13 protein-coding genes are annotated in these 10,635 nt (G+C 47.6%); 9 read left to right on the top strand and 4 right to left on the bottom strand.

What is annotated here, in order from left to right; genetic code table 11:
• The 3 genes from NFR98_RS14955 to NFR98_RS14945 form a co-directional block, all read left to right on the top strand.
• The coding region (locus NFR98_RS14955; RefSeq protein WP_277613385.1) for a group II intron maturase-specific domain-containing protein at positions 1-598 on the top strand (598 nt) is incomplete at its 5' end.
• Between the two features lie 149 nt (positions 599-747).
• A complete protein-coding gene (locus NFR98_RS14950; RefSeq protein WP_061087039.1) occupies positions 748-1,962 on the top strand; it encodes an MFS transporter in 1,215 nt (404 codons plus the stop codon).
• 102 nt (positions 1,963-2,064) lie between these two features.
• Positions 2,065-4,242, top strand: a complete 2,178-nt coding sequence (locus NFR98_RS14945; protein ID WP_061087038.1) for a peptidoglycan D,D-transpeptidase FtsI family protein — start codon at positions 2,065-2,067, stop codon at positions 4,240-4,242.
• Between the two features lie 46 nt (positions 4,243-4,288).
• On the opposite strand, the gene NFR98_RS14940 is transcribed toward NFR98_RS14945, so the two are convergent.
• A complete protein-coding gene (locus NFR98_RS14940; protein WP_017550540.1) occupies positions 4,289-4,645 on the bottom strand; it encodes a hypothetical protein in 357 nt (118 codons plus the stop codon).
• A gap of 273 nt (positions 4,646-4,918) precedes the next feature.
• On the opposite strand from NFR98_RS14940, the gene rpmG reads away from it, so the two are divergent.
• From rpmG to NFR98_RS14915, 5 genes are all read left to right on the top strand, one after another.
• Positions 4,919-5,068, top strand: coding sequence for a 50S ribosomal protein L33 (gene rpmG, locus NFR98_RS14935; protein WP_014098013.1), 150 nt, complete (start codon positions 4,919-4,921; stop codon positions 5,066-5,068).
• Positions 5,069-5,287: 219 nt separating this feature from the next.
• The gene (gene yqgO, locus NFR98_RS14930; protein WP_195854848.1) at positions 5,288-5,464 is read left to right on the top strand and encodes a protein YqgO; all 177 of its coding nucleotides are present in this window, start codon (positions 5,288-5,290) and stop codon (positions 5,462-5,464) included.
• Between the two features lie 99 nt (positions 5,465-5,563).
• Positions 5,564-6,718 (top strand): rhomboid family intramembrane serine protease, encoded by a 1,155-nt coding sequence (locus NFR98_RS14925; RefSeq protein ID WP_017550537.1) that lies wholly within the window; start codon positions 5,564-5,566, stop codon positions 6,716-6,718.
• 281 nt (positions 6,719-6,999) lie between these two features.
• The gene (locus NFR98_RS14920; protein ID WP_013859652.1) at positions 7,000-7,221 is read left to right on the top strand and encodes a YqgQ family protein; all 222 of its coding nucleotides are present in this window, start codon (positions 7,000-7,002) and stop codon (positions 7,219-7,221) included.
• A complete protein-coding gene (locus tag NFR98_RS14915; RefSeq protein ID WP_251460503.1) occupies positions 7,214-8,182 on the top strand; it encodes an ROK family glucokinase in 969 nt (322 codons plus the stop codon). The genes NFR98_RS14920 and NFR98_RS14915 overlap by 8 nt, the downstream gene beginning before the upstream one ends.
• A gap of 304 nt (positions 8,183-8,486) precedes the next feature.
• Here the strand turns inward: NFR98_RS14915 and NFR98_RS14910 are convergent, their stop codons facing one another.
• A complete protein-coding gene (locus tag NFR98_RS14910; RefSeq protein WP_014098017.1) occupies positions 8,487-8,660 on the bottom strand; it encodes a DUF2759 domain-containing protein in 174 nt (57 codons plus the stop codon).
• A gap of 129 nt (positions 8,661-8,789) precedes the next feature.
• On the opposite strand from NFR98_RS14910, the gene NFR98_RS14905 reads away from it, so the two are divergent.
• Positions 8,790-9,419, top strand: coding sequence for an MBL fold metallo-hydrolase (locus NFR98_RS14905; protein ID WP_035187941.1), 630 nt, complete (start codon positions 8,790-8,792; stop codon positions 9,417-9,419).
• Positions 9,420-9,487: 68 nt separating this feature from the next.
• Here the strand turns inward: NFR98_RS14905 and NFR98_RS14900 are convergent, their stop codons facing one another.
• On the bottom strand, positions 9,488-9,730 hold the full coding sequence (locus NFR98_RS14900) for a DUF2626 domain-containing protein (protein ID WP_014098019.1): 243 nt from the start codon (positions 9,728-9,730) through the stop codon (positions 9,488-9,490).
• 77 nt (positions 9,731-9,807) lie between these two features.
• A complete protein-coding gene (locus tag NFR98_RS14895) occupies positions 9,808-10,515 on the bottom strand; it encodes a helix-turn-helix transcriptional regulator (protein WP_251460499.1) in 708 nt (235 codons plus the stop codon).
• Between the last annotated feature and the right edge of the window lie 120 nt (positions 10,516-10,635).

The following is a 10,635-nucleotide window of genomic DNA, read 5'->3' as shown; positions in this document are numbered from 1 at the left end:
TGATGATGTGATCATATTCTGTAAAAGCCGAAGAAGCTGCGAAAGAACATACCATAACATTCTCCCATTCATTGAGAAGAAATTGCGACTCAAAGTGAACCGAGAGAAGACGATGATCACACATATTAGAAACATCAAGTTCCTGAGTTATGGATTTTACCTTTATGAAGGAAAATGCAAATTCCGGGTACACCCGAAGGGTGTTCAAAAATTAAAGGAGAAAATTCGCAGAATCACAGGAAGAAGCAACGGATTAAGCGTAGAGGAAAGAAAGAAAAGGCTAAACGACACTGTCCGAGGATGGGTAAATTACTACAAGCTAGCGGATATGAAAAGTCTGGTAACCAGACTGGACCAATGGACACGAAGAAGAATGCGAATGGTAACTTGGAAAAGATGGAAGAGAGTACGCACAAGATTTTATTGGCTCAAGAAATTAGGGATCAATAAAAGAAAGGCGTGGGAATGGGCTAACACAAGAAAAGGCTACTGGAGAATCTCCGGCAGCCATATCTTAGCTAGAACCCTTACAAACGAACTCTTCCGAAGAGCAAGGTATATAAGTTTTCTGGATTACTATCTGTCTGTACGGTCGTAAACTTTAGAACCGCCGTGTACGGAACCGTACGCACGGTGGTGTGAGAGGTCGGCTAATCAAATAATGATTAGCCTCCTACTCGATTGCGCTCGTGCATAAACGCCCCCGTTTTTCAAAACAATATAGGGGAATGGGGGGAGTTTTGATTTATGAAGCATGTGCAAAAATGGTTCGGAGATATAGAACTGTCAAAAGATCTGCTGCTGCTGCTTGCGATCGGCGGGCTTTATTCTTTAAGCGTTTCTCTGTCCAATTCTTTCGTTAACATATATTTATGGAAGCAGACAGGGAAGTACATAGATCTGGCGGTATATAATTTATCGGTTGTTATCCTGCAGCCGCTCACTTTTATCATCGCGGGAAGATGGGCGAAAAAAGTGGACAGGGTCATGGTGTTCAGGATCGGGGTTGCCTTTTTGGCGCTGTTTTATTTAAGCGTGCTGTTTTCGCGGGGGCATGCCGGCGATTTTATCGTTTTGCTTGGCGGGCTGCTCGGGATCGGCTATGGCTTTTACTGGCTCGCCTATAACGTGCTGACGTTTGAAATTACGGAGCCCGAGACGAGGGATTTTTTTAACGGCTTTATGGGGGCATTCGGATCCATCGGCGGCATGGCCGGACCGTTTGCCGCCGGGCTGATCATTTCAGCGATCGGGAAAAGCGGTTATACGGTCGTTTTTGCGCTCTCCCTCATCCTGTTTGCTCTTGCCGTCGTCCTCAGTTTTTTTATTGCACCACGACCTGCACACGGCCGTTATTTGTTTAAGCAAATCGTAAAGGAACGGCATCGCAACCCGAATTGGAAACGGATTACAAGCGCCCATTTTGTTCAAGGTTTAAGGGATGGCACGTTTGTGTTTATGATTTCCGTTTTCGTGTTCCTTTCCACGGGGAGCGAGCTTTCTCTCGGCACGTTCGGGTTGATCAATTCCTGCCTGCAGTTTCTCGGGTACACGCTCGTTGCCCGTTATATAAAAATCAAACACCGCCAGCGCTCCATTTTTTTAGGCGGACTGCTTCTGTATGCGGCCGTGTTTTTGTTTATTTTTGAAGTCACCTATCCGAGAATGCTGCTTTATGCCGCAACGATTGCGATTGCTTACCCGCTTCTGCTTGTCCCATATAATTCGATGACATACGATGTGATCGGCAGGGCATGGAAAGCAGCGGAAGCACGGATTGAGTATGTTGTCGTGCTTGAAATATTTACCAATGCCGGCAGAGTCGCTTCGATTTTGCTTTTCATTGCAGCCGTCACTTTTTTCAACAGCCAGGTAAGCATCCGCGTGCTGATGCTTGTGATTGGGGCAGGGCATTTATGCATTTCGCTTTTTACAAGGAATATCCGGATTGGGGATATGTAAGGCCGCCGTTTCCAAAAATGGCGGTATTTTTTATAGCCATGTCCGCACTTTTTCGCTAAAATGAAATGTATAGCCGATGGCGAAGGGAGGAGCAGAAAAAGGTTGAAGAAAAAGAAGCGAAAAAGGCGGTCGCATATTCCATTTAGAATGAATATGCTGTTCTTTGCTGTTTTTGTGCTTTTTTCGGTCTTAGTCGTGCGTCTGGGCATCGTGCAGATTGTCTACGGCCAGGATTACAAAAAAGAACTTGAACAGACGGAAGACAAGACGATCCATACTTCTGTTCCAAGAGGAAGAATTCTTGACCGGAACTATAAAGTGATTGTGGGCAATAAAGCGCTGAAGGCGATCACATATACGAGAACCCAGGCGGATGACAACGGGAAAATGCTGAAAGTGGCAAGGAAACTCGGGGAAATCATCAAAGTGCCGGATGCGGATGTGAAACGGCTAACGGACCGGGATAAAAAAGACTTTTGGATCCTGACCCATCCGAAAGCGGCAAAACAGCTCGTTTCCAAAGCGGAACAGGCAAAGCTCGACAACGACAGCGACAAAATATACAAGTTGCAGCTGAATCGGATTACGAAACAGGATCTGGATTCACTGTCGCGGGATGATCTCAATGTGCTCGCGATCTACAGCAAAATGTCGGCCGGCTATGTGCTGTCCCCGCAAATTATCAAAAACACGGACGTGACGAATAAAGAGTATGCGACTGTGAGCGAGAATCTTTCAGCGCTGCCGGGCGTGGATATTACAACCGACTGGGAGCGGAACTATGTGTTCAAAGAGGCAAACAGCAACGATTCGGTTTTGGGGTCAATCCTTGGCGATGTGACAACCGAAAAAGAAGGCCTGCCTGCCGATAAGGAACAGTACTACACGGCCCGCGGATACAGCCGCAATGACCGCGTCGGGAAAAGTTACATTGAACAGCAGTATGAAGATGTCTTAAACGGCGAAAAAGAAAAAGTGGAAGCGAAGCAGGATAAAAAAGGAAATGTCATCTCTTCAAAAGTAATCAGCAAAGGGAAGCCGGGCAGCGACCTTGTTTTGTCTGTTGACATTGACCTGCAAAGAGAAGTTGAAAAAATTATTACCGATGAAATCAAAGCGGCCCGCGCAAGCAATCCGCTTGTTGACCGTGCCTTTGTCACCGTTATGAACCCGAATACCGGTGAAGTGCTGACAATGGCCGGCAAGCAGGTGGTCACAAAAAACGGGTCTGCGAAAATCAAGGACTTTGCACTTGGGAATATGACAACTGCTTATCCTTCGGGTTCTGCAGTGAAAGGTGCGACTGTTTTGACCGGGTATCAGACCGGGGCCATTTCGCCCGGGAGTGTATTTGTCGACCAGCCGCTCCATTTCGCCAGCACCCCTGTGAAAAAATCGTGGGTGACGTCTGGTTTTGGTGCGATTAACGACTTAAAGGCCCTGCAGGTTTCATCAAACGTATATATGTTCCGGACGGTCATGGCGATCGGCGGGCAGCACAATTATGTACCGAATGGCTCGCTTAATATTGACAAAATGAAAACGATCCGGACATTGCGCAAATATTTTGCCCAATTCGGGCTAGGTGTTAAAACCGGTATTGATCTTCCGGGTGAAGTCGGCGGCTATCAAACGGAAGTCCCGCCGAACAGCGGGAACGTGCTCGACTTTGGGATCGGGCAGTTTGACACGTATACTGCGCTTCAGCTCTGCCAGTATGTTTCCACGATTGCAAACGGCGGTTATCGCGTGCAGCCGCATATTGCGAAGGAAATCCGTGAACCGAGCCCGGACGGCAAGACACTCGGGCCTGTCGAAAAAGAAATCGGCACGACGGTCTTAAACCGTGTGGATATGAAGGAGTCATACATCAACCGCGTCAAACAAGGTTTTTATAACGTGGTGAACGTTCCCCACGGAACAGCTTACGGGCGGATTGATTCCAGTCTGAAAGTGGCAGGGAAAACCGGGACGGCACAGGCTGTTTATGGCGGTGAACTGGTGGAAAAATACGATGCGGCCGGAAGGGCACATCCTTCCATTTGGTCAGATGCATGGAATTCCACCTTTGTCGGTTATGCGCCTTACAATCACCCGGAAATTGCCATTTCGGTTGTTGTGCCATGGTCTTACATGGGAGGCGCATCCGACCCGCACACAAATTTAAAGATTGCGAACCGTGTGTTTAAAGCTTATTTTAACCTGAAGAAAAAAGAAGAAAGCCATGCTGCCAACACGGCCGTACCAACAGCCGAAAACGGGGCAGGCGGTTCGAACTAATGGCTGCGATCAAAAACGGATAACGGGGTTTCCCGCTATCCGTTTTCTATTCCATGGCACCCGTAATGATGCGCTTCACTTCGTTTACAGGGAGGGCGGACTGCCTTGCAATCTGTTCGAATGAAAGACCTTGCCGGAACAAAGCGAGCACCTGGTTTTTTACAATTTCATTGACCGGCATCCTTTCGCCGGACGAATCCGGAAGAAGCGGGTCGGCTCCAGGCGCCATGAATTCTTCTTCGAGCGTCTGTAATCTTTTTTTGATCTGGTACGTTTCCTGGAAAAATTTTAAAGACAAATCTTCCAGTTCCTGTTCTACCAGATGCACGCGGTCCTGGCGGAAAAACGAAATAAGAAACAATACCACAGAAAGCGCCAGTAACACCATCAGCGTCATAACCATCCATTTCTCTCCTTTTTCATTGCAAAGTACTATTGTTAGTTATATCACGATTTTCCGGTGAAGTGTACCGCCTTTCTGGCAAGAGGGGGCGAAATCGTGCAAGAAAAGGGGGAGCGGCGGACTTGCCCCCATTCAAGTGAAAATTTCACCTATACCGGCAGCCGGCGGGAAGAACGGTTTTGCCCGAAAAAACATACTGGCAATCGTCTGTGAAAAATGCTATGATAGATAAGTCGTATGCACGATCGATTGAGAAAGATGGAGGGATGAAACATGCGTGTAAACATTACACTGGCTTGCACGGAATGCGGTGAGCGTAACTATATTACAACGAAAAATAAACGTACGACCCCGGACCGTATTGAATTGAAAAAATATTGCCCGCGGGACAAACGTGCAACCGTACATCGCGAAACAAAGTAAACAGCAGGCGTTTTCCTGCTGTTTTTTCTTTTGCCGGGACTTACATATAAAATGAACTGAAGTTTTTACATTGAAACAAGGTCATCCATTTGCACAGATTTCTTTTTGCAGCCGGCAACAAAGTAGCGATGTTTCGCTCATTTTATATAGCGGATAATTTTTCTCCCGGCAGGAAAAATAGAAATGAGTTGCGGAAAATTTTTTTGGGGGGGAATCGCCATGAACAGATGGCTGAAGTGGATGGCGGTACTGCTTCTGTTTTCAGCAGCTTACCGGAACCGTTACCGGGTATTAAACACTGTATTGGGGTACGGCCCTGCGAGAAAATTGGCGGTCACGGCAGCAATGCGGATTCCAGGATTGCGGTCACGCGTCATGGGCCAGATTTTTCAATAACGGCGAAAAAGGGCGGGTGTAAAAGGCCAAACGCTTTACACTCCGCTCTTTTTTTCGATATAGTTAGGATAAAATGGATGGAAAAAGGCAGGGGAAATCGTGAACAGCAGGGCAGATGTTTTGTTTTGGGCAATCAGCCGCCATTTTGTCGTGGAAAATGAGTACCGGATCATGTTTTTGAGTGAAAACCGGGATGAAATGTGGCTTGCCAATCCAAAAAAGAAGAATTTGCCGCTTGTGCGCCTTTTGCGGTATGACATCGACTGGGGCAACTGGTTGTACCGCGACATCCGTGATTGTTGCGCACAGGCTGAAGATTTATGCAAACAAATAAGACGGCTTGCTCCGCGCGTACTCAATATTTATGTGAGTGCGTATGCGCCGGTTGACGATTATGAAATTTATTTGGATGAACCGATGCATATTAATGGCGGAAAAACGGAACTCCACAGCGTATTGATTGAAGGGGAGAATCCTGATCCCGGGATCAGCAAGCTGCGTCAGTTTACGGAAGGCCGGCTTGCGATTGCGCCCGAAACCATGGGTGGGGACCCCTATGCATTACAGCGGATGGTGTTCGCAGCCGAGGCGCAACGGGAAGAGGAGGAACGGCAGCTGTTTGATGCGGGCAGGCCGTTTTTTACATACGTCTTTCTGGCCGTACAGATTGCCGTGTTTATTATCATGTCGCTTACCGGCGGGACGCAGAATACGCAAAACCTGATTCGTTTCGGCGCCAAGTACAACCCGCTGATTATGGAAGGGCAATATTGGCGGCTGATTACGCCGGTTTTTATTCACATCGGGATCATGCACCTTTTTATGAATTCGCTCTCTTTATATTACATCGGGCCGCTTGTCGAACGGATTTACGGTAAGGCGCGTTTTGCCCTGATTTATTTGTTCGCCGGGTTTACAGGCTGCCTGGCCAGCTTCCTGTTTTCGCCAAGCCTTTCTGCCGGCGCAAGCGGTGCGATTTTTGGCTTGTTTGGCGCTTTGCTTTACATCGGGACGGCTTACCGCGATCTTTTTTTCCGGACAATGGGATCGAGTGTCATTACGCTCATCATCATTAATCTCGTTTTCGGCTTCTCCGTTTCCGGCATTGACAATTTCGGGCATCTTGGCGGGCTTTTCGGCGGTTTTCTCGCAGCATGCATCGTCCACTTTCCGAAACGGAAGCGCATCGGTGTACAGCTTCCGGCTCTTCTTCTTGCCGCTTTCCTCGTTTATATGGGCCTGCGCGGCGTCTAATAAAGTATGCCCCCCGTTTCGGTTCCGGCCCGCTTCTTTGGCGTGCAAGCGCGGGCCTTTCGGGGGACGAATTCTGCCGGGATAAAAAATTCCCTCTTTGAGACCGCGGGTTGTCACGGCCATTCTTCAAAAAATGCTCCGGGCATGGTTTCACAGCGCACTTCCATGCCGAGCGGCCAAATGATCCGGCAAATTGCCGCAATTTGATGCTTGTTAGAAGCTGCACAATCGATTATACTTTTCTTTGGAACAGATTTTTATCAAACGAAAGCTGGGTCGAAATGAGAACGCTTTATGATGTGCAGCAGCTTTTGAAAAAATTCGGCATTATTGTCTATATCGGGGACCGGCTTGCCGATCTCGAGCTGATGGAATTGGAACTGAGACAATTGTACCAGGCAAGGGTGCTGGAAAACCGCGAATACGAAACCGCCCTGTTGATCATCAGGCAGGAAAAACGGTTGGAAAAAGAGAAAAAAATTGAGGGTGAGCGAAATGGCTGAGAAATGGATCATTGGCATTGATTTGGGGGGCACCACCACAAAACTGGCATTTGTGAATGAAGCAGGCGATATTGTACACAGATGGGAGATCCCGACTGTGACGGCTAACCAGGGGGAAGCGATCCTTCCGAATATCGCAAAATCGATTGAGGACGAATTGGCCCGGGTAAAGCGGGAGAAAAAAGATATCACAGGGATCGGCCTCGGCGTACCGGGACCGGTTGATATGGAAGCCGGCGTGATCTATGAAACCGTCAATATCGGCTGGGCACAGCATTATCCGGCTGCCGGGACATTGCAAAAATGGACGGGGTTAAAAGTGGTGATCGATAATGATGCAAACGTTGCGGCACTCGGTGAAATGTGGAAGGGTGCCGGGAAAGGTTCCGGGGAAATGGTCTTCGTTACGCTTGGCACCGGTGTCGGCGGCGGCATCATTACAGGCGGCGACATCGTCCACGGTGTAAAAGGGGCGGCAGGCGAAATTGGCCATATTACCGTTATTCCGGAAGGCGGGGCAAAGTGTAACTGCGGGAAAACCGGCTGCCTTGAAACGGTCGCTTCTGCAACAGGTGTGGTCAGGACAGCCATGGCGAAACTGGCTGCATTTAGCAGCGCGTCTCCGTTAAAAGATTTGTATGCCCAAAGCGGCTCGGTAACCGCTAAAGATGTGTTTGATTTTGCGAAAGCGGGCGATGCCCTTTCCTGTGAAATTGTGGACGAAACGGCAAAATACCTCGGGCTTGCGCTGGCAAGTGTGGCAAATACGTTAAATCCGGAAAAAATCGTGTTAGGGGGCGGGGTGTCAAAAGCAGGCGAAACGCTCTTAAACCCAGTGCGCGCTTATTTTTTGAAATACGCGTTCAACACGGTCGGCAAATCGACAAAACTGGAACTTGCCACATTGGGAAACGATGCTGGCGTGCTCGGGGCAGCGTGGTTGGCGTTAAATAAAATATAAGGAAAGCTCCCTCTTTCATGATACGCGCTGATTTTGCCATACGAGAAACAGCGATATCTGAAAAGAGGAGTTTTTTTCCAGCCTCCGTACTACAAGGGCGGTATGGTCGTTTTGCGCAAGTCTTTATGCTGCAGAGAAAAAGAAATGGTTTTTTTGGACTGAATCATCTAGAGACGGGCAGCCTGTTGCAAACTTGTGTGCTAGCGCGCACTAAGCTTTAAGACAAATTGAATTACGGGAACTTGCTTCGGTTTTTGGTGATGCAAAGATGCAAAAAAGCGGCATGGCGCCGCTTTTTTAAGCATTAAGTAAAGGTCGGGTAGCCCGAATGGATGACGGTCATGATGGCAAACCAGCCGAAAAGGGCAAAAGAAATGATACCGAAAATAAATCCGAGGATATTTTTGTTTTTGGCCGCAGTAATGAAACCAATCAGTGACAGAATGGAGACGAGACTGAAAATAATGACTGTACCCATGACATCCCCCTTATAATGAAAAGGCATTCAATTATCTTTATTTTACAACCAGTCTGGTGATTTGTCGAGTAAATGAACAGGCATTTTTTGCGGATGAAAACATGATACAATAGGACAGGAGGGATACGAATGAAATGGAAACAATTGCCGGTCGGGCCCATTCAGACGAATTGCTATATCCTGTGGAACGAGGAAAAAGACTGTTTGATTTTTGACCCCGGGGCTGAATTTCACAGACTGCATGCTTTTATCGGGGAAAATGGGCTGAAACCGCACGCGGTGCTTTTAACGCATGCCCATTTTGACCATATTGGTGCTCTTGATGCAGTGCGGGATGCGTACAAGATCCCGGCCTATGTCCATCAAAAGGAAGAGATGTGGCTTGGGGATCCCGGGCAAAACGGGTCCTATTTTTTCGGGATGGGAGAAATCAGCGCGCGCGGGGCGGAAAAGCTGATCACCGGGGAAGACATATTGAAAATCGGCGCTTTTTCGCTTCACGTGCTGGAAACACCGGGCCATTCACCGGGCAGTGTTTCGTACTGGCTGCCTGAACACAACATTGTTTTTTCAGGGGACGCCCTTTTTTCCGGCAGCATCGGACGGACTGATCTACCGGGTGGGAATCACGGCGTTTTGCTGGAAAGCATTCATACAAAATTATTGGTTTTGCATCCGGACACGATCGTGCTCCCGGGACACGGGCCGCAGACAACGATCGGGGCGGAAAAAGACTCCAACCCGTTTTTGGAGGGATAAAAAAACCGGCATGCGCTGCCGGTTTTTTTAGTGCAAGAAAAAAGCAAGCAGATTTTAAGAGGAACAGGTTATTCGCCGAAGCCGGGTGTGAGTATAAACGTGGTGTAGTACGTAAAGCCGGCGAAGAAAATCGTTAAATATGCCCCAAAGATGTACATATACATGCGTTCGGACAGTTTCAAGTAGCTGACAAGCACAAAGAAACCGGTCTGGGCCAGAAACAATAAAGCGGTTTCTTTCATGCCGCCGAGAAAAAACATGACTGCCATTACACCAGTCCAGAAACCCAGTACGCGGTACATACGATCCAAATGAACCACCCCTTCTTTTTATGTCCATCAAGTTTTATTATAAAGGAATAAAGAAGGGGTGTAAACACAACCGGTGCTTAATTCGCAACTTTAGCAACTTTCACATGATAAATGCATTCGCTGCAATCATGGAGCATCGTTTCCTGCTGGTTGATGTCGAAATCGTCAAACAGCGCCTCAAACAACCCATGAATATAGGCGACATGCATCTCGCAAACATCCGCCGAGTGATGGATTAATTCCCGGAACGGACAGTTGTATACATGGTAATCGAGTTCGTTCTTCTCTGTTGTTTCCAGCGTTTCGATGCAATATCCGTCCACGGTGGACACGCTTGCGAGCACAGATAATTTTTCGTTAAATGTCAGCTGGTCTTTTGTTTTATTCATGTTTTTTAAGATGTTTTCGATGATCCGTTTTCCGTACTCCCGGCCGATATCTTTCAAAAGGCCTGCATCTGCCAGTTTCATTTTGTTGATTGCTTCAAGCAAAATGTTGGACAGCAATTTGTATTCACGGTGCGGGAAGGAGAGTTCTACCACTTGTTCAGAGCTTTTATACAGCCTTGCCGGGCGCCCGCCTTTCCCGGTTTTGTTCAGTTCAGATGAAATCACCTTAACATCTTCGAGCTTGGACAAATGGAGCCTTGCCACATTCGGATGAATATGAAATTCATTGGCCACTTCCTGGACGGATACTTCGCTCCGTTTCTTCAGTACAAATTGGTAAATCGAGTAGCGGGTCGGGTCAGAAAGGGCATTGATCACTTTTAATGTTGGTTCCATATGAAACACCTCTATATTTTTTATCCTATTTATATTATAAATGACTCAACTTTCGCAGACTGAAACAGGTAGGTATACCTTGATATAATTCGGCAGACCCGCAATCCATTGTTGTAGTTG

Source organism: Weizmannia agrestimuris (assembly GCF_943193165.1).
Lineage (GTDB): Bacteria > Bacillota > Bacilli > Bacillales > Bacillaceae_C > Weizmannia > Weizmannia faecalis.
This window is presented reverse-complemented; position numbering and strand designations above follow the sequence as displayed.